Origin of the sequence: uncultured Brachyspira sp. (assembly GCF_934747485.1) — a bacterium.
Classification (GTDB): Bacteria; Spirochaetota; Brachyspiria; order Brachyspirales; family Brachyspiraceae; genus Brachyspira.
The window spans coordinates 1-19,682 of sequence record NZ_CAKVGN010000055.1 but is presented as its reverse complement, the minus strand read 5'-3'; the positions used below and the strand labels follow the sequence as shown (position 1 = coordinate 19,682).

At 28.2% G+C, this 19,682-nt stretch carries 17 protein-coding genes and 1 pseudogene; 4 read left to right on the top strand and 14 right to left on the bottom strand.

Annotation, left to right across the window (positions count from 1 at the left end; all coding sequences use genetic code 11):
* Positions 1 to 656: 656 nt before the first annotated feature.
* Both recJ and Q0H31_RS10030 read right to left on the bottom strand, forming a co-directional pair.
* On the bottom strand, positions 657 to 2,828 hold the full coding sequence (recJ, locus tag Q0H31_RS10035; RefSeq protein WP_295297810.1) for a single-stranded-DNA-specific exonuclease RecJ: 2,172 nt from the start codon (positions 2,826 to 2,828) through the stop codon (positions 657 to 659).
* Positions 2,829 to 2,915: 87 nt separating this feature from the next.
* A complete protein-coding gene (locus Q0H31_RS10030; RefSeq protein ID WP_295297808.1) occupies positions 2,916 to 4,304 on the bottom strand; it encodes an MATE family efflux transporter in 1,389 nt (462 codons plus the stop codon).
* A gap of 372 nt (positions 4,305 to 4,676) precedes the next feature.
* Between Q0H31_RS10030 and Q0H31_RS10025 the strand changes: the two genes are divergently transcribed.
* Positions 4,677 to 7,457, top strand: a complete 2,781-nt coding sequence (locus Q0H31_RS10025; RefSeq protein ID WP_295297806.1) for a TreP protein — start codon at positions 4,677 to 4,679, stop codon at positions 7,455 to 7,457.
* 310 nt (positions 7,458 to 7,767) lie between these two features.
* On the opposite strand, the gene Q0H31_RS10020 is transcribed toward Q0H31_RS10025, so the two are convergent.
* From Q0H31_RS10020 to Q0H31_RS09995, 6 genes are read right to left on the bottom strand one after another with little or no spacing between them, the layout of a single operon-like run.
* Entirely contained in the window at positions 7,768 to 8,019 is a 252-nt protein-coding gene (locus Q0H31_RS10020) for a DUF167 domain-containing protein (RefSeq protein ID WP_295297804.1), read from the bottom strand.
* Between the two features lie 11 nt (positions 8,020 to 8,030).
* Positions 8,031 to 8,630: a tia invasion determinant gene (locus tag Q0H31_RS10015; RefSeq protein WP_295297802.1), complete on the bottom strand. Its 600-nt coding sequence runs from the start codon at positions 8,628 to 8,630 to the stop codon at positions 8,031 to 8,033.
* 6 nt (positions 8,631 to 8,636) lie between these two features.
* Entirely contained in the window at positions 8,637 to 9,254 is a 618-nt protein-coding gene (locus Q0H31_RS10010) for a tia invasion determinant (RefSeq protein WP_295297800.1), read from the bottom strand.
* 28 nt (positions 9,255 to 9,282) lie between these two features.
* The gene (locus Q0H31_RS10005; protein ID WP_295297798.1) at positions 9,283 to 10,059 is read right to left on the bottom strand and encodes a hypothetical protein; all 777 of its coding nucleotides are present in this window, start codon (positions 10,057 to 10,059) and stop codon (positions 9,283 to 9,285) included.
* A gap of 9 nt (positions 10,060 to 10,068) precedes the next feature.
* Complete coding sequence (locus Q0H31_RS10000; RefSeq protein ID WP_295297797.1) at positions 10,069 to 11,004, bottom strand: hypothetical protein; 936 nt, start codon at positions 11,002 to 11,004, stop codon at positions 10,069 to 10,071.
* A 55-nt stretch (positions 11,005 to 11,059) separates the two neighbouring features.
* Positions 11,060 to 11,584, bottom strand: coding sequence for a hypothetical protein (locus Q0H31_RS09995; protein ID WP_295297795.1), 525 nt, complete (start codon positions 11,582 to 11,584; stop codon positions 11,060 to 11,062).
* Between the two features lie 191 nt (positions 11,585 to 11,775).
* On the opposite strand from Q0H31_RS09995, the gene Q0H31_RS09990 reads away from it, so the two are divergent.
* Both Q0H31_RS09990 and holA read left to right on the top strand, forming a co-directional pair.
* Entirely contained in the window at positions 11,776 to 12,198 is a 423-nt protein-coding gene (locus Q0H31_RS09990; protein WP_295297793.1) for an HIRAN domain-containing protein, read from the top strand.
* A gap of 11 nt (positions 12,199 to 12,209) precedes the next feature.
* On the top strand, positions 12,210 to 13,229 hold the full coding sequence (holA, locus tag Q0H31_RS09985; RefSeq protein ID WP_295297791.1) for a DNA polymerase III subunit delta: 1,020 nt from the start codon (positions 12,210 to 12,212) through the stop codon (positions 13,227 to 13,229).
* Between the two features lie 97 nt (positions 13,230 to 13,326).
* Here holA and Q0H31_RS09980 read toward each other — a convergent pair whose 3' ends face one another.
* From Q0H31_RS09980 to Q0H31_RS09970, 3 genes are all read right to left on the bottom strand, one after another.
* Positions 13,327 to 13,758: a PepSY-like domain-containing protein gene (locus Q0H31_RS09980; protein ID WP_295297789.1), complete on the bottom strand. Its 432-nt coding sequence runs from the start codon at positions 13,756 to 13,758 to the stop codon at positions 13,327 to 13,329.
* Between the two features lie 106 nt (positions 13,759 to 13,864).
* Positions 13,865 to 14,326 carry a YbaK/EbsC family protein gene (locus tag Q0H31_RS09975; RefSeq protein ID WP_295297787.1) on the bottom strand — a complete coding sequence of 154 codons (462 nt, stop codon included), beginning with the start codon at positions 14,324 to 14,326 and terminating at the stop codon, positions 13,865 to 13,867.
* Between the two features lie 25 nt (positions 14,327 to 14,351).
* Complete coding sequence (locus Q0H31_RS09970) at positions 14,352 to 15,212, bottom strand: DMT family transporter (RefSeq protein ID WP_295297785.1); 861 nt, start codon at positions 15,210 to 15,212, stop codon at positions 14,352 to 14,354.
* A gap of 157 nt (positions 15,213 to 15,369) precedes the next feature.
* Here Q0H31_RS09970 and Q0H31_RS09965 point away from each other — a divergent pair, with 157 nt between their 5' ends.
* Positions 15,370 to 16,254, top strand: coding sequence for an MBL fold metallo-hydrolase (locus Q0H31_RS09965; protein ID WP_295297783.1), 885 nt, complete (start codon positions 15,370 to 15,372; stop codon positions 16,252 to 16,254).
* Positions 16,255 to 17,246: 992 nt separating this feature from the next.
* Here Q0H31_RS09965 and map read toward each other — a convergent pair.
* From map to Q0H31_RS09950, 3 genes and pseudogenes are all read right to left on the bottom strand, one after another.
* Positions 17,247 to 18,044: a type I methionyl aminopeptidase gene (gene map, locus Q0H31_RS09960; protein ID WP_295297781.1), complete on the bottom strand. Its 798-nt coding sequence runs from the start codon at positions 18,042 to 18,044 to the stop codon at positions 17,247 to 17,249.
* A gap of 15 nt (positions 18,045 to 18,059) precedes the next feature.
* Complete coding sequence (locus Q0H31_RS09955) at positions 18,060 to 18,326, bottom strand: hypothetical protein (RefSeq protein ID WP_295297779.1); 267 nt, start codon at positions 18,324 to 18,326, stop codon at positions 18,060 to 18,062.
* Positions 18,327 to 18,358: 32 nt separating this feature from the next.
* Positions 18,359 to 19,682 (bottom strand): annotated as a pseudogene (locus Q0H31_RS09950) (AAA family ATPase); the annotation flags it as partial.

Below are 19,682 nucleotides of genomic sequence, written 5' to 3'. Positions count from 1 at the left end.
TTTAAATTATGATACACCTATGCTATACTTTAAGAAATTAAGGAATTCCTAACTGCAATATGTCTGGCTCCTGTGCAGTCAATTTTATATTTTTAAAATTTTGATGTTTGCAGGGCTTTCGCACCCCAGTTCTTTTGCCGATAGGCACCTACTCGGTATTGGTATAAAAGAACCAAAAGAACTGCAATTTTTTAGCTTGAAATGTTGGTATTACAATGTAGTTTATACATATTCCAAACATATAAAGCTAAAGCACTTGCACTTTTTGGTTCTTTTTGCTGCGGGAAAAAGAACAATAAAAAAATTATAAAAAATAATTATTTCAATATATACTAAAAATTTATTCTTTAAGTTTTTTGTTTGTGGGGACTAGCCCCCACACCCCTAGTTCTTTTATTGGTATAAAAGAACCAAAAGAACTGCAATTTTTCAGCCTGAAATGTTAGTATTACAATGTAGTTTATACATATTCCAAACATACAAAGCTAAAGCACTTGCACTTTTTGGTTCTCTGACGAAGTCCGCACCGCGACTGAAAGGAGTCCTTCAGGGCGACCAAAGGGAGTGCCTGTGGTGCAAAGGCGGGAAAAAGAACAATAAAAAAATTTACAAAACTATTTCCTTAATTATGTTATAAAACACATTTAAAAATTATTTTAATTTATCTCATAATTCTCTATATAAATCTTTACTTCTTTGCTGCCATTAAATCTATTTATTTTTATCTTGTATGAAATGTTTATAAAATTTGAAGCTTCCAATTTAGAACACTCTTCTTCAGATGAACTCCAAATTATAGCACTAACTCTGCTGCTGTTTTTTTGTAATTGCAGTTTTAAATGAATCTTATTGTTTTTGTTTATTTTCTCTATAGAGTTTATAGTAACCCTATTTGTAAAAAACACAGGCTCTTCATTAGCAAAACCATAGGGTTCAAATAATTCTAAATGCTCAGCAAATTGCATATTAATATCTTTAAAATCTAATTCTAAGTCATAATTTTTTTCATCTTTTGAAGTGTTAAAATTCTCTTCCGAAGCATATTTGATAATCTTTTTAGAAAACTTTTCAAAATTATCTATACTCACAGTAAAACCAGCAGCATTTTTATGCCCGCCAAACTTATCTAAATAAACGCTTGAATATTCAAGCATATCGCGAGCATTATCATCGCCCCTGCTTCTAATACTCCCTGTACAAACCCCATCTTCTTTGGATTCATAAAGTATAACAGCAGTCTTTCCATATTGACTTAAAACCTTACCAGCTATAAGCCCCGTTAAACCTCTATCTATCAAATCACTCTTTACTATTATGATAGGATAAGACATACAATTATTATCTTTTATATATTCGCACACTATATTAAAATTGCTTTCTGTAAGAGATTTTCTTGTTTCGTTTAAGTTATAAACTTCTTCAGACAATTGAAAAGCCTCTTCTTTAGTTTCAGAAGTTAAAAGCCTTAAAGCATATTCAGGCTTTCCCATTCTACCCGCAGCATTTATAAAAGGAGCAAGCCTCCAGCTTACAGCTTGAGTATCAACTTTAGTGTTTAATAATTTTATTCTCTCTAAGATAACATTATATCTTATATGATTAGGTTTTTCTAATTCTGCCAAAGCACATTTTATATAAGCTCTATTCTCCTCTATAAGCGGTACAACATCTGCAACAGTGCCAAACAATACAAGTATAGATTCTCTTTTTATATAGTTTTGCAATTGCTTTTGACTTAAATAATACATTCTCTTAAAAATTTCCATTTTTATTATTAAATCTTTATAGAGAATATTATCATATTTATATATATTAACTTTAAGAAGCAAAGCAAACTCATCTAATGTTTTAACAGACTTGATATTAACGCCCCCATAATTAGCACCTAACTGAAGCAAATCATAAACATTATCATATTCAGGCAAATAAAGTTCATATTTTTCATATAGTCTAAGAAGTTTTTTAAGTCTAATCTCTCCGCCCGTAAGAACCAATACAACATTTTCGCCCTCAAACATATAACTGGCTAACTCTTCTAAAACTTCATCTTCTGATAAAAACTCTTCATAATAATCTAAATAAATAGACTTGTAAGCATTATCATTATTTACAAGCTCAAATCCAAACACATCATCACTGTAAACAAAATTAGTAGCCTTTAATGCCCTTATTCTTTTTAATTTATCAGTGTTTTTATCTATTTCATAATCTAATACAATAATGTCTTTGTTGTAAAGTTTAGTATAAGAAAAAACAAAAGCCTGCATAAGCTTAAAAGCAACAGCACAGCCAGAAAAGTTTTTTGATACAAAACCGGTATTTGAAAGTTTAGGATTAAATATTAAATAAGCATTTGGAAGTATCTCTGGTATATCATGATGGTCTGTTACTATAATATCTATAGAATGCTCCCTTGCAAACTCAACCTCTTCAACATTCGATATACCGCAATCAACTGTGATAATTAAACTCACACCAGAATTAGCATATTCTTCAATAACATCTTTTGAAAGCCCATACCCCACTTCATGATTAGGCACAAAAGCCTCAACATTCTTTGTAACAGCTTTAAGAGTGTTATATATTATAGAAGCAGCAGTAACCCCATCAGCATCTTTATCGCCATATATCAATATTTTTTCATCATACTCTATAGCCTCTTTTAGCCTGTCTACAAAAGCATTCATATCCCTAATATTAAATGGGTTAGACAGCGAATATATATCTTGAAAGAAAAAGTCAAATATATCCTCTTTTGAAACTATACCCCTTAATTTTAACAACTCTTCTATAATGGGATTTAAATTGTCTATGTCGATTTTTTGCATAAAAGCCTTTATTAATTATTACTTAATTATTACAAAATAAATTATTTACAACAGTATATTTTATTTACTTCAATGTTTCAAGTATTGTTAAACTTCATTTTCTTTGGCAGCAGAATGACTAGCTATATTAGCTCCTTTTTTCCAATGTCCTGTAAAATAATAAATAAGTATAAGCGACATACTAATAAAGTTTACAATAGCCATAGTAGTCCATACTCCCCATAAACCCATCTTTGTAGATAAGAAATGTGCAAGAGGCACTCTTATAAGTATATGAGCTACAAAAGCAAATATCATAAGTATAAAAGTTTTTCCAGCCCCATTAATAACACCATTAGTAGCAAACATCACAGAAAGCAGTATTATAGAAGGCATAACCACATATATATAACTTTTTGTATATTTTAATACACTCATATCTGAAGTAAATAATCTTACTATAAGCTCTGGAAATAATACAGAAAAAACTGCCATAAATGTAGAAAGCCCAATTCCTATTTTAAGTCCGGCTTTATATATCTCTTTTACCCTATCCATTCTATTAGCACCAATATTTTGAGCTACCATAGTAGCAATACCGGCAGATAAAGCTAAAAGCGGTAAAAATGATAAAGAATCCACCCTCATAGATACAGCAACTGAAGCAGAAGCCTCTTCTCCATAAGTGTTAATAATTCTGTTTAAAAATAACCAGCTAATTGAAATTATTAACTGCATAGCAGCAAAAGGCAAACCTATCTTAAACATTAATTTAGTAATATGAGCATCAAAAACAATTCTAAAAGGATTAGCACGTACAATACTATCCTTTAATTTTAAATATATTATACTTACAAGTACAGAAAGAATTTGAGAAAATACAGTTGCATAAGCAGCCCCGTCTAAACCCATAGCAGGAAAACCAAATAACCCCTTTATCATTATAGGGTCTAATATTACATTAACAATAGAAGCTATAGCTAAAAATATAAGAGGTCTTACAGTATCTCCTATTCCCCTAAGCAAAGCAGATACCAAAAAATAATAAAATAAAAATGGAAAACCAATCATGCTTATTCTAAAATAGCTAACAGAGTATTCCATTATGCTGTCAGCGGCATTTAAAAATCTCATTAGCATAGGTGCAAATATGTATCCTAATACTGATAATGCTAAAGCAAGTATTACACTCATAGTTGTAGAAACTCTTGAAATATAAAGTACAGAATCCTTATCATTAGCACCAAAATATTGACCAATCAAAACATTTGAAGCAACTGTAACGCCGGAAGCTATAGCTTGAAGTATTAATATTATAGGAAAACTTACAGCAATAGCACCAAGCCCCTTAGGTCCTATCATCTGTCCTATCCAGATTGTATCAACTATATTGTAGGCTATATTTAAAAGGTTGCCGAGTATCATAGGCACTACCAAATTAATAAGCCCCCTATTTACATTTCCTTCTGTAAGCTCTAACATCTTATTTTTTTCCATAATTTTCCCCATCATTATTAATTATCATAAATTTTTAATTATTATTTTTTTTGATAGTAATATTTTTTATTTCATCAAAGTTTTGTAGTTTCGACAAAAAATAAAATATACATATAAACAATGTTTGAACAATTACAGCTTCTTTTTTGCTTGCGTTTTAAAAGCTTTACAAAAAGCTTAATACAATTAGATAAAATAAAAATATTTCAGATAAACAAGAGAAAATATTAACCTACAAAAAAATAAAGTCAATATATAAAAAGCATATTTTTTATAAGTTAGTAAATAAAAAATTATGCAATATAATACTATTAAACAATTATACTAATCCAAATTATTGACAAAAATAGGTAATAATATATATTTTGCACCATGAAAAAATATATACTTATTTTATTGATATTTTCTATATCTGTATTGTATGGTCAGCTTCAAATATTCAAACCATTTAGACAATTACATACAATAAATACAGAGAAATTTGAAATAATATTTCCTATTGAGTCTAGAAGAAGTGCTGAAAAATTAGCTGGTATTGCTGATGATATTTATGAAGAGTATTCTAAAATATTAAATAGCACAGTATACGGCAAAATTCCAGTGGTTATTACTCCTGATATAAATTTATTTAATTCTGTAGCAGTACCCGTTCCATATCCAAGAATAATATTATTTGACACAGCAGAATCTGGCGAGCTTACCATAGATGAAGATAATTTTAGAGGTACATTTATACATGAGCTTGTGCATTTACTTAGTTTAAACTCTGAAAAAGCTGGTATTCAAACAAGAATTTTTGGAAGTTGGGCTTCACTTGTTTTTATTAATACACCCGGGTTTATGCTTGAAGGTGTTACTGTGAGTATGGAGAGCTATAAAGGCTTTGGCAGAGCTAATGACCCTCTTGTAAAACAGAGATTAAGACAAGATATATATGAAGGCAAGTTTAAGACACCAATGCAGGCTAGCGGACTTTGGAAAAAAAAGCCTTGGGGAAACGTGTATTATGAATATGGAGGACTTTTTTCTAAATATTTACAAGAGCGTTTTGGTATGGATAAGTATAATGAGCTTTGGGATACTATGAGGCATAAATTCTCTTTTTCGTTTAATGTATATAATGCTGGGTTTTATGGAGCGTTTAAAAAAGTTTATAATATAGATTTTCTTGATGTATGGGCTGAGTTTCAAAATTATATTATGGTTAAAAATATTAATCCAAGCGAAGCTTTGATGGTTAATGATAGAGAAACATATATTGAAGATATAGATTCTTATAATGACACACTTTATTATATAGATTCTAATCTTGGTGCTTTATATTCATACAAAAAAACAAGAAATAATGAAAATAATCAAAGAGATTTAAAATTTGAATTTCTAATAGATAAAAGTTCTGAGAGTTTGGATATTTCTTCAGACGGCAAAAGGGCATTAATTGTATCTTATACTTATAATGCTGGGCTTTATAGATATATAATAAAAGAATATGATTTAGAAACAAAAAAAAGAACAAAAAGAAAATGGTATGATTTGCAGTATGCTAACTTTTTTAGAGGCGGCATAATAGGTATAGGTAAAGATTTGCATAATACCACTTTTGTTTATATAGATGAAAATAATAATAAAGAAGTATTACTTGAACCTAATGATACAATTACTTATACTTCTCCCACAGTGATAGATGATAATAGGATAGCTTTAATAATAATAGATAAAGGTATAAAGCATATAGCAATTTATGATTATAATAATAAAACGCTTAAATATGTTAATACACAAGATAATACACTTAATTATGTGCGTTATTTAAGATATTCAAATAATAGGCTTTTATTTTCTTATAATAATGATGATAGTTTTTATAGATTAGGAGAATTAGATTTAAATGCTAATAGAATTAGATTATATAATAAAAACTATTCCGGAGGCGTATTATCATCTGTTAATGTTTTAGAAAATGGAGAGAATGTTGTTTATTATAAGGGCAGGTTTTCTGAATATGACAGACTAATGACTCAGGATACTGCTATTAATCCGGAAACAAAAAATATAACTCTAACAGATAAAACAATAGAGAAATATAACTTTACCCCTCAAATGGAATTAGGAAAACATAACCCTTTTAAATATATTAAACCTTGGTCTTTATGGTTTCCTTTCCCATTATTTAATGATACTTTTCAATATTTCTTTAATGGTATAGGATTAGCTACTGCTACATCTTCTGTGGAGTTTGATAATATTTATATTTTAATGATTGGTTATGATATACCTTCTCAATTTTTACAAACTCAATTAGATATGACATTTAATGATTTGCTTTATCCTATAAATTTTCAATTTGGAAGCGATATAGTTTATTCAACATACAGCAAATATTGGAGATTAAGCAGTGCTATTAATATGCAATTTAATCTCTTTACAGAGAGTGATAAGGTATTATTTTATATAGCTCCTACAATATCTACAGCATTATTTTCTGATACAATATACTATAACAATCCTCTTTATTATCAAAGTGCTTTTAATTGGAAATTTTCTTCTTGGACTTTAAATACTACATTAGCTGCTATTTTTAGATTTAAATCTGCTTCTGATAAACCATATTTTAATGACTTAGTTCAAATAGCACTTTATCCTACTTATTCTGTAAGGTATAATAAATTTGCTCTAGATTTTAAAACATTATTTCAAACAAGATATGCCCCTATTAGAGCAAGTTTTTATGGTTCTTATGCATTTGATACTACTGCAGCATTTAATGGTGCTTCAAGGGTTTTCGGCGGAAGATATGTTGCAGCACCTAGTGAGTTTTATAATTATGTAAGCCAACAGAAATACAGCGATAATTATTTTCTTGCGGGTGATATAGAGCTTTTTGGTTATTTGGATGCACAATTTAATTTAAGTCATTTATATTTTGAAAACTTCTTTGCTTCACTTTCTTATAGGGGAGCTTATTATTCTAAAGATTATATGCATTCTGTGGCATTAAAGGTGGGCTGTGATTTAAGCGTGCTTGCTATACCATTTAATATATTTACTGGTCAGCCTTATATTTCTTTAGCAGTAAAAATGCCTAATAGCATTTTTGATAAAGTATCTGTTAATGATTTATATGTAAGTTTCGGCTATCAGTTTGCTTGGTAGATTCTTGTAACTATTTTAGAATATATGGATAAAAATTAATTATAAAATTTTTATGTTTTTTATTATTCGCGGGGACTAGCCCCCGCACCCCCACTTCTTTTATTGGTATAAAAGAAGCAAAAAAACTGCATTTTTATACAAAGATAAATCTATCATATTATACTTTATAGATATTAAAAAAACGTATAAAACTATAGTACTTGCACTTTTTGCAACTTTTTGCTGCGGGAAAAAGTTGAATAAAATAAAAACTTACATAAACAATAAAACTAAAACAATGTAAATATAATTCAGCTTTCAAACAAGTATATCATTTACTAAAATAGCTTTCTAATTCTTCTTCGTCTATATTTAGAGAAATAATTTTTTTGCTGCTTTTCTCGCCCTTTAATATTTCTACATCTTTTTTCTTTAAATTAAGTTCACTTGATAAAAAATCTATTATAGCTTTATTTGCTTTGCCGTCTATAGCTTTGGCAGATATTCTTATATAATATATTCCATTTTCTTTTTTAAAGCTGTTGGATTTGGCTGATGCTGTTACTTTTACTTCTATATTCATAATATTATTTTCTAAACTTTTGGTATTGTAAATCTAAAACCAAGAAGCACTTCATTATATATTTTTGGATTTATATCTATTAAAAATTTATATCCCACTTCCAAAGCAACCCAGCTTGTAATATGATAAACAAAACCAATACTTGCCCCAAAAGCAAGAGCATCTTGTGCAGTTTTTACTTGTTCAGTGATTTCTTGATTTATAACACTTCCAACAGAAAGTCCGAAATAAATAGAGAGTAGGGGATAGTTTCTTAATAAAATATCAGCCCTCGTATCAAAATCTAATTTTCTATCTGTAAAATAAAAGTTAATGTCATAATAAAAACTTCCAAGTATATAATGCTGTCTATATGTATTATCAACTAAAATACTTTGAAGAAAAGAATATTCAAATTCAAACCTAAAAGGGGATACTCTGTTTTTTGAAAGCACCCTATAACCTAAAGAAAAACCTCCACCAATAAAATTTGCCAAATTAGCAGTTTCATTACCAATATTATATGTTCTATTAATATCAAATGCATAATTAAATTTAGGAGTGATATATAGCTCTGCAAATATTATTTGAGGCAATATTAAAAATAAAATAACAATATATTTCTTCATCATAATCCCCTAAAAATTTAATCTCATAGAAAGAAGCACATCATGATTAAGATTAACAGCCGTATCTAATAATAATCTATATCCAATATCTAAAATAATTGTCGGATTTAAATGAAAACCAAAATTAATGTTAGGTCCATACACGAAATTAAAATTATCATTATAAGAATAGTTCTTTACAAGTCCAAACTTTTCATTTACAGCAGATGATATGCTATAATCAATATTTTCTCCTACCGAGAAACCCAATGATATAGTCATTATATGCCTTTTGCCGTTTCTATATATATTATTTTCTTCTCCGTTATAATTAATATAAATTAAGTTAATATCATAATATACATTAAAAAGTAAACTATGCATATTAATATTTTCTACATTGTTTGGATAGCTATTAACTTCTAAGCCGTTTTTATATAAATATTCAAATTCCGCTCTTATAGGAGAATATTTTGAAAGTATATTGAAATTATATCCAATGCTTCCGCCAGCTCCTACAAACATATTGTTATTGCCTTTTATAGAATAAATAAATTTTGGGGATATATAAACTCCGTTTTGAAAAGAGTATGATATATTTGCAAATGATAAGCATGTTATTATAATTATTAATATTTTTTTTATCATAATTTTTCCTTATCTTTACTTATATAAACTAAAATAAAACCCCAATAGCAATTCTTGGAAGCGGTACAAACCTAAGCAAATATGCATATGACAAACCTATATCAAGCAAAGATATATCTATAAATGGCCTCACTCCTGTATCAATACCCATTGAACGGGATAAGTCTATTCTAAATCCCATCTCTCCTGCAATAAAAGCATCAAAATATATTCTATCTTTATTTACTTTATTTATTATTCCAGCATCATTTGTAGAGAATTCTTTAGTTTTATCTATATGAAGAGTAGCTCCAACTTTAGGCATTAAAAAGAATCCTGAGGCTCTATTTCTTTTGTTAAAATAAAATCTCATGCCAACAGATAGAGGTATAGAATAAGTTTCTGTGAATTTAGGAGATGCTATATTAGTCATAAAGCTGCTTGCTATATAGTTTCCTAAATCTATATCTAACTCCATTTTATCCATTATTCTATATGTATATGTTAATCTAAATCCAAATTTGCCTTCAAAGTTTTGCTGTTTAGCTTCTTTTACTATTTGAAAAGGCAAACTAAATAATAATGGTCTAGTAACTGTTATAAATAAAGTTGTACCAAAATCTATACCAAGAGAATGCCTATGCGATTTTAATCCATTTTCAAATAAGAGTATTTCAGCATTTTTATCATTAGTTAATGTTAGATATGAAGGAATTTTATCTGAAGGCACTATATCTATAACGTCATAATTCATTATAAAATCAGATTGTCCAAAGATATTGCTGCTATATAAAAATAAAAAACATATTAATAATTTTTTTATCATTATAATTCCTTAAAACCGTATAGTTACCCCAATTCTTGGAAATATAGATAATTTAAGCGATGTTACAAAATCTATTGCTGTAGGAAAAGTTTCCCAAAGCGGTAAAAACTTAGTAATATCCACAAATCCGCTTCCAAAAAAACCAACTCCCTCCCTAACATCGCCATAAACTCCAGATATTGCTGAAGTAATATAATAACCAATCTCAAATAAAGAAATATCTAAATAAGTGCGTACCCTCCAATCTTTTTTTGGAAATAAATCAATGCTCCAGCCTAATTCATATGAAACATAAAAAGTAGGGTCTATTGTAGAACGTTTAGTTTTAAAACCTGTTAAACCATTTTGAGTTACTATATCGTATATCACAGTTTCAATTCCGAATCTAATAGTATTAACAAACTCTCCATTTTTGCCTGATAAGAGTTTAAAACCTATTGTAATTGGCAGATAATAAAAACTTCCTTTAAAAATAGTGTCTCCTGCTAATAATGAGGCTATATCTCCTATATTTCCGGGTAGGTTTGGTACTTGAGCATGGTTAGTAGCCAATGTAAGTGCATTTTCTGGTGTAATTGTTAAAGTATATTCTAAATGCTGAAGTCCTACAGAAAGTTCTAAGCCTATTCCTTTGTATAAATAAAATGTATAAGATATGTTAGGTACATACCAAAAACTGCCTTCTGTATCTACATAATCAAAGAAAGTTAAATAATTATCAAAATTAATTTTAGCTATAGATGTAAATGTTTCAATATTATATAGCAAATTATCTGCTAAAGGAGGAAATATAACAGAATAACTTGGAATAGCATTTATACTTATAGTTTGCCTTTTTTCTTTCCATTCATATTTATCATTATAAGAAAATGGGTGCAATATGTTTTGGCATGTAATTATTATGAAAGACACATAAATAAATGTACGAATAAAACTCTTTCTCATAAATATTATTAAACATATTACCCCGCTAAAAAATAATTAATAAATATAGTATTTTTTATATAGGGTATTTTTGATAATTGCCAGCTCCATTTCCATTTAATATATCAAGATATTTTTGTATTTCTTCTTTTTCTTTATCAGTAACATTAGCATTTTTTACTACATCATCAACATTTGCATTTCCATTACTTGTACCTATGCCAGTAATTACTCCTAATGCATTCTCTGGTCCAACTATACCTATAATTCCATTTATAGCATCTTTTCCTTCTTCATCAACTTTTACAGTATTCAGATTGCTTCCGTCAGGTACTGCTATAATATAATCTCCATTATTTTTATCATCTTTATATATTCCGCCAAGTCCGCCTATTGTGCTGTCTAATGTGTAGCTGCCTTCTCCATTTCCGCCTGTTATAGTAATTGTATTGCCGTTTACACTAACACCATCCCAGTTGCCATTTTGTATTTTACTAAGAAAGAAATCATCTCCTGGGCCTGTTTTAGTTAATGTTGTTTGTCTGCAAGATAATATTGCTGTTAATATAAAAATTATATAAAATATTTTTGTTATTTTCATATTTAAATTAAACCCTAAAATATATTTGCTATATATAAATATACAATTTTTATAAATAAAAACAATATTTTAATAGTATAATAATCGACTTTATATATTAAAAAATTAATTTACATATTTTACACTTGACAGAAAATTTGAATTGAAGTAAAATTTATTATAATAATAAAATATTATTAAGGTTTAGAAGATTGTATTCACAAAAAAACAGTAAACATACTACATATATAGTTAATTATCAAGAAAGTTTTAAGAGAATTATTATAAATAAATACTATAAGATGAATAGGTATTCTATAGATTTCTTTGTTGCGGGATATAAATATAATGACGGAAAAGATATTATAGAATTATTATCCAGAAATGAACCTATTAATCTCATAAGAGAATATTTTATCGGATATGACCCGTTTGCTATAGCTGTTTATGATGAGAGATGCGAAATAAGGCTTGGGTATGTACCTAAAATAATAGCACCTCTTCTAACGTATAAAATGGAAGATGAAAATTATAAAATAAGGGCTATAGTAAAAAATGTAAAATTAGAAGAGAGAGATGATTGTAAATTAGAGATAAGAGTTTTTATAGAGAGAAATTTAAAAAAATCTAATTAAAAAAAGTTATTATGTTTAATAGAGCGATAGTTAAAACAGAATCAGATTTTAAAAAGATAAAAGATTTATATATTAAAGAGCCTTTTAAATATTCTATATATGTTCTTACTGGAAAAGAGAGATTATTTAAAAAGGCATTTGTTACTTCTATGCATTCTCTTATTTTTAAAGATGAGGGTGATAGTGAGATGAACTATAGCGTATTTTATGATAAGAATGATGCTGTAGGATATTCGCCTTTAGATGTAGCAGATACTCCTCCATTTGGTGCCAATATTAGACTTGTTGTAATATATAAATATAACAACTTCCAAGAGGATTTTTTGGAATATTGTATCAATCCTTCAAAATCTTCTATAATAATACTTGAGACAGAAAATAACTTGGAAGAAGATGGACTTTATAAATATTTTTCAAAAAAACAGAATTTAGATTATATTCATTTTATAGACTTTCCAATTCCAGATGAGAGGGATTTTCGTTCATTAATTACAGCGTATATAAATAAAAATAATAAAAAAATTTCTAATGATGCTGTTGAATATATCATTAATAATATTAACTTAGATTATGATTCACTTTATTCTGAATTAGATAAAATATGCAGTTATAATGATAAAGAATATTTAAATGTTGAAGATATAGCAGATTTTACTTATGTATCCAAAAATAGAAATATATTTGATTTTTTAGATTCAGTATTTGAAAGAGACAGAAAAAAATGCTTTTCTATTATGCATAGATTAGATCAAGATGCTTCTGCTTCTCTCACTTTGATGATGAATAATTTTTTAGCATTATATTATATGAAGATATTCCCCCCTCAAACTACTTTAAATGATATCAGTAAACTAACTAAAATACCTTCATTTATATTAACAAAAAAGAAATCCGTCTTAAAGCTTTATTCATTAAATGAAATAGTAAATATAATCTATCAAATATCAAAATTAAATACATTAAGTGTTACAACGCCAAATAATATTTTTAAAGCACATTTTGAACTTTTCTTATTTTCTATCACCAAATAATTAATCTCTTTTTTATTATATTTTTTAAATAAAAAAAGAGATGCTACATTTCGCAGCACCTCCAAAAAATAATACTTTTCATAAACCTTTTATATAATTAATCATCAAACTGTTGTCCCATCAATGATCCGTCAGATGATATAAACATTTCCATCATATTATTGAGTTTTATTTTGTAATTTCCCCACTCTTTCTCAACACTCACCATCATAGCTTGAGGATATGTTTTTTTCACTGTATTAGCAACCGCTTGAGGCAATACACTAAAAGGTACGCCATTGTATTCTCCATCTATATTTACCCAGTCTCCGTTTGTTAAAAAATCTACACTTGCACCGTTAGATAAACTCACATCAAATTTTCCTCCGTCTCTTTCTACTTTCCATATTTGAGCATCAGGATAGATTTTTTTGATAAATGTTACTGCTTGTTTAGGTAATGACGAAGCCGGCACTACCATATCAGCAAATAAAACAGATGTTGAAAAAGCTGCTAACACTATTAGTGAAGATAATAATTTTTTTGTCATATTAAGCTCCTCATAATAATTTACTTTTATAAGTATATAGTTGTAAATTATTTTTACAATATTAATATAAATAAAATTCAAATTTATGTCAATATATTTTATAATTTTATTCTGTTAAATCTACTTCTATATTTGAAATTTTATTTATTATTTCATCGTAACTCATCTTAGCAAGAGAACTATCGCTTCCGCAGGCTATATATAAATCATCAAACCTCTTCATGCTCTTATCAACTAATACTGTAATACTTTTATCTATTCCAAACGGGCACACTCCTCCAAAAGTGAATCCTGTCAAATTAAAAGTATCTTCTGCACTTGCAAAATTAGTTTTACAACCAAAATATTCTTTAGTCTTTTTTGAGGAAATTTTTTTATCTCCAGATGCTATCAGCATAAAAAAATCTTTCTTTACTGGTTTTAATAATATAGATTTAGCAACCTGACCTTTTTCTATATTTAAAGATTTAGCAGCATCTTCAACAGTTTTGGTAGCTCCCTTCTCTTCAAATTCTTTATGCTCTATTCCAAGCTCATTTAAAACTTTCAATACTTTTTCGTTAATCATAAAATATTTATTTCTCCATTTATATTTAATTTTGTTTATGCTCTTTTAAAAATAATCCTATTCCAAATAAAATTACTATTATGCCTACAAGCTGATTAATGCTGATACTCTCTTTTAATATAAAATATCCTAATATACAAGCACCCACAGCTTCTCCCAATATAGTCATAGATACAACACTCGCAGAAAACCATTTCAAAAGCCACATAAATACCACATGTCCAAGCATTGTAGAAACTAAAGTTAAACCTAATATATTGAGCCAAGTATGCAGAGGATATCCTGTAAGAGGTGTGTTGGTGAATATCACTACAAAAAACAAAAATACAGCTGATGCAAAATATGTTACGCCTGTATATGTGAGAGCGGATAATCTTTTTCTTATATATTGCCCAAGCAGAAAATTAGCACTAATGAGTCCTGCAGATATAAACGCTAAAACATCTCCAATTAATGCAGTGGTGCTTACTTGAAAATCTCCCCAGCCTATTATAATAGAACCTATTATTGCTATAATAAATCCGAGTATTGCTAATTTTGTATATCTCTCTTTAAAAATAAAATAACCTGCTACTATAGAAAATAAAGGCTGAAGCGTTACTATTACAGTGGAACTTGCAACAGAAGTATATTTTAAAGATTGAAACCATAATGAATAATGACCTGCTAACGCTATGCCAGATATTAATGATAATAGAAAATCTTTTTTGCTTATTTTTTTTAATTCTTCTAAATTTTTTATTAAGAGAATAGGCAAAATTATTATAAATGAAAATAATAATCTATAAAATGCTGTTATTGAAGAGGGGGCATTAGCGAGTCTTGCAAATATTGCCGACATTGATAATGCTGTTACTCCAATAAGTAAAAATATACTTTTTCCCATTACTATAAAAATTATATATTAATTTATTTTCTAAAAATTATAATATTTTTTTTGTATTTTTCAATAATCAAAATATCATAAATTGTATTATTATTAGATTGATTTTTTTACTTTATAGTGTATGATTTATATATAAAAATTTATTTAAGAGTATAATTTGAAAGTTAGATTTTTAGGAAGCAGAGGCTCTATACCAACCCCCGGTACTAGTTTTAGTGAATACGGCGGCAATACGTCTTGCTTACAGGTTATAGATGATGAAGGGAATTATATTATTCTTGATGCTGGAAGCGGATTAAAAAATCTTGGCTACTATGCTCTTAAAAGCGAAAAAAAAGAAAGCATTATTTTATTAACTCATTTTCATTGGGACCATATAATAGGTATACCTTTTTTTGCTCCGTTTTATTCTAATAAATATAGTTTTACAATATACGGCCCTAAAGATAATCATGAAGAGATGTATGAAACAATTAATAACATATTAGCTAAAGATTATTTTCCTATCAATCTTGAGCAGTTTGGGGCTTCTATTAAATTTGAACCATTTTATGAGGGTAAAAAAATAAATTATGGAAATATGACAATAGAGGCTTTATGGGTTAATCACCCTTGTTATACTTTGTCATATAAAATCACTTCTAATGATAAAACTTTAGTATATCTTACAGACCATGAGCCTTATAAAAAACGCCTTCATATACAGCACCCATCATTAGACCATTATAATAATAATGCTAATTTGCTTCATGCAAGGCTTATAGATTATGTGAGAGGGGCTAATGTTCTAATTATAGAAGGGGAATATACAAAAAGCGAATATATTAATGGGCATGTTGGCTGGGGACATTCTACTTTAAATGATGCTATACAAGTGGGGCTCGATGCTGAAGTTCCTTATGTTATTATTCACCATCATAATCAAGACAGAACCGATGCACAAATAAAATTAATTTATAATAAACTTTTAGCTTTTTTAAGGAAAGAAGGCATAGATTTGCAATTAGCTTTTGCAAAAGAAAGTTCTTATATTATTATTTAAGTATATATAAAAGAATTTTAAGTTTATTAATTTTTGATTTTTTAGTTTTGTTGTTTGTGGGGACTAGCCCCCACGCCCCCAGTTCTTTTATTGGTATAAAAGAACCAAAAGAACTGCATTGTTTTAGCCTAAAATAAAGGTATTATTTTATATTAATACATATTCCAATATAAAGTGCACTTTTTGCAACTTTTTGCGGCGGGAAAAAGTTGAATAAAAAAACTCATATAAAAGTATAGTTATTTCAGAATATACTGAAAATTTTTAAGTTTGTCAAAATATTTTTTATTTTGGTGGCTTTGCCCCCTGCGAAGCGTACCCGTAGGGTAAAACCCCACTTCTTTTACCGAGGCTCTGCGTGCCGTAGGCAAGGCACCTACTCGGTACGACCAAAGGAAGTGCCTGCGACCAAAGAGAGTCCTTCAGGGCGACTGAAAGAAGTACCTTTAGGTATTGTATTGGTATAAAAGAACCTTAGACTTGTTTCAAAACTAAATTAATAAATAGTTATACTGTTTATTTTTTTAGTATTTTAAATTTATAATTGGGGCTTTGCCCCCTGCGAAGCGTACCCGTAGGGTAAAACCCCAGTTCTTTTATTGGTATAAAATAACCTTATATCCTACAGATACGCTTCGCGAAGAACTGCATTTTTATATACTAAAATAATTAATGATACAACATGTAAAACACAATTTTATAACTAAAATTATGTTGGAAACTACATAACTAATTTTGTCAAGTACTTTTGAAACAAGTCTCTTATATACTTCGGATACGCTTCGCGAAGAACTGCATTTTTATTATAAATTTTATAATTTAATTGTACATTAAAAGGCACTCCCCCGCACTTCTAAGAAGTTATAATTAAAGCATAACATTACCGTGCGGCAAGGTGGTACAGCTCGTACGCGGGAAAAAGTTGAATAAAACAAAAATCATATAATATAATTATTTATGTGTAAAAAGTTTTAGAGCAGAGTTGCTATGAATTAATCTATTCCCAATATTTCAACACCATGTTTCTTAATTAAAACAGTATGTTCAAAATGAGCGGCAAAAGAATAGTCGGCAGTAGATATTGTCCAGCCGTCATTTTCTATCACATATTTATCAGAGCCTTCGGTTATCATTAACTCTAATGCCAAAACCATATTCTCTTCTAATTTCACGTCATTATTTGGGTGATAAAAATTAAATATATACGGAGCTTCATGATATTCGTAGCCAACACCATGCCCTGTAAGAGATTTTATGATGCTGTAGCCATATTCATTTACTTTTTTTTCAACTTCTTTTCCATAGGTGCTTAAAAGTATATTCGGTCTTAATTTGTATATGGCATATTCTAATGATTCTTTGCAGGCTTTAATTAATTTATATGCTTTTTTATTGCTTGAGCTTAATTGATTGCCTTTTACAACCATAGTTTTAGCACAGTCAGCATAATAGCCGTTATATTTTACTCCTATATCGATGCATATAATGTCGCCTTGCACCAATATTTTTTTATTGGTTGGTCTTCCATGTGCTATTTCATTTCCTATAGATATGCTTGTAGAATAACCATATTCAGGTACTTCCAAATTGGCAGGATAGGCTCCTTTAGATTTTATAAACTTCTCAACATCTTTATCTATTTTTGAGGCTCTTGTTCCTGATAGAGAATGTTTAAATGCTAAATCTATAGCTTCATGTGCTATTTGAGCTGCTTTTCTAATATTTTCTATAGCTTTATCATCTTTGATAGAAGGCTTTACAATATCTATTGTATTGCTTTTAATAAACATTATTTTACAGCCTTACTATTTTAATGATTTAGGTGTGAATATTCTTAGCAGTATAACTAAAATAATAGCACCTAAAATAGCAGATGATAAGTTAATGTTAATGTAGCTTACTATTTCAGTTAATCTCGGTAAATAATATGAACCAAGCAAAGCTCCAATAGTAGCTATTATAAACATCATCACCCAACCGCCGAATACTTTTATATGCAAAACATTATAAAAAACTAAGCTCGTTACTATTCCTATTAATATAAAAGCAGCTACTACTATCAAATATTCCATTTTTACCTCTATTTCTTATTTTGATTATAATATCAGTTTGAAGAAAGTCCTATAAAGAAAGATTTTAATTCATTTTCTTCATTTTGTACTGGTATAAATATCATATGAGAAACATTTTCTCTGTCTTTTTCATCAAATTTAATTTTTAATGATAATGATGAGAAAGGATCTGATACATATAATGTCTTTTTAGATGATAAAATCTTTTTAAATAAAGCTTCATTTTCATCTATTTCTAATTTATTTTTAGTATCTTCTGTAAGATTATTAGAATCTGTTATTTTATATATACCATTTTCATCTTTAGTAAGCATGGCAGAATGTAATATATTAAGTCCAGATTTTTCTTTTATCCAATCTAACATTTCATCTAAATTTTTATTTACAAACTTCTCGCCTTTAATTGCTTTAAGAATATTTTTCCAATTTGAAGTCATATTATCCCTTACTTTCTCTTCAGCATCTTTATAATCTTCAGGCATAGCAGGTCTTTTCTCTTCAGGGTCGTATAATTCGCTGTCTATCAAATCTTCTGTATCAAACACATCATCTTCACTTGCTTTTTTTATTATTTCACCGCTATCATAATCATGCGATTTATCGAATTCGTTTTTATCTTCATCAAACAGAAAATCTTTATTAAGAGCAAGATTAAAAGAATCTAAAGAAGAGAAATAATCATCTTCTTTTTTACTAATTTCATCATCAATTATAGAGCCATGACTTATCAAAATATCCTCCTCATTATCGGAAATAATATCATCTATCCCTCTTAAAATGTTTTTATCATCATATTCTTCATTATTTTCTTCTAATACATTATCTAAAGTAGGTACATAATCTAATTCCTTATCTTCTTCAGATACATTATTTATGTTATTATCCAAATTATCTATATTTGGTATTAGGTTATCATCTAAATCTTCATTAATATCATTAACTTTATTGGTTTCATCATTATCTTCTATATTTTCTAAATTATCAATATTGTCTATGTTTAAATGCTCATCTGTATCATCAACATCCTCAACATTTTCTAACTTAATAGCTTCATCTTCAATATTATCTTCTAAGTCTTCAATATTGTCTATATTTAAATGTTCGTCTGTATCATCAACATCCTCAACATTTTCTAACTTGATAGCTTCATCTTCAATATTATCTTCTAAGTCTTCAATATTGCCTATATTTAAATGCTCATCTGTATCATCAACGTCTTCAACATTTTCTAACTTAATAGCTTCATCTTCAATATTATCTTCTAAGTCTTCAATATTGTCTATATTTAAATGCTCATCTGTATCATCAACGTCTTCAACATTTTCTAACTTAATAGCTTCATCTTCAATATTATCT

Bases quoted from the DNA above. Each gene is read 5' to 3' on its own strand.
- holA (WP_295297791.1), top strand. From the start codon at position 12,210: ATGTTTAATAGAGCGATAGTTAAAACAGAATCAGATTTTAAAAAGATA.
- Q0H31_RS09975 (WP_295297787.1), bottom strand. From the start codon at position 14,326: ATGATTAACGAAAAAGTATTGAAAGTTTTAAATGAGCTTGGAATAGAG.
- Q0H31_RS10025 (WP_295297806.1), top strand. From the start codon at position 4,677: ATGAAAAAATATATACTTATTTTATTGATATTTTCTATATCTGTATTG.
- Q0H31_RS09970 (WP_295297785.1), bottom strand. From the start codon at position 15,212: ATGGGAAAAAGTATATTTTTACTTATTGGAGTAACAGCATTATCAATG.
- Q0H31_RS09995 (WP_295297795.1), bottom strand. From the start codon at position 11,584: ATGAAAATAACAAAAATATTTTATATAATTTTTATATTAACAGCAATA.
- recJ (WP_295297810.1), bottom strand. From the start codon at position 2,828: ATGCAAAAAATCGACATAGACAATTTAAATCCCATTATAGAAGAGTTG.
- Q0H31_RS10030 (WP_295297808.1), bottom strand. From the start codon at position 4,304: ATGGAAAAAAATAAGATGTTAGAGCTTACAGAAGGAAATGTAAATAGG.
- Q0H31_RS09955 (WP_295297779.1), bottom strand. From the start codon at position 18,326: ATGGAATATTTGATAGTAGTAGCTGCTTTTATATTAATAGGAATAGTA.
- Q0H31_RS10000 (WP_295297797.1), bottom strand. From the start codon at position 11,004: ATGAGAAAGAGTTTTATTCGTACATTTATTTATGTGTCTTTCATAATA.
- Q0H31_RS09980 (WP_295297789.1), bottom strand. From the start codon at position 13,758: ATGACAAAAAAATTATTATCTTCACTAATAGTGTTAGCAGCTTTTTCA.
- map (WP_295297781.1), bottom strand. From the start codon at position 18,044: ATGTTTATTAAAAGCAATACAATAGATATTGTAAAGCCTTCTATCAAA.
- Q0H31_RS10010 (WP_295297800.1), bottom strand. From the start codon at position 9,254: ATGATAAAAAAAATATTAATAATTATAATAACATGCTTATCATTTGCA.
- Q0H31_RS10015 (WP_295297802.1), bottom strand. From the start codon at position 8,630: ATGATGAAGAAATATATTGTTATTTTATTTTTAATATTGCCTCAAATA.
- Q0H31_RS10005 (WP_295297798.1), bottom strand. From the start codon at position 10,059: ATGATAAAAAAATTATTAATATGTTTTTTATTTTTATATAGCAGCAAT.
- Q0H31_RS10020 (WP_295297804.1), bottom strand. From the start codon at position 8,019: ATGAATATAGAAGTAAAAGTAACAGCATCAGCCAAATCCAACAGCTTT.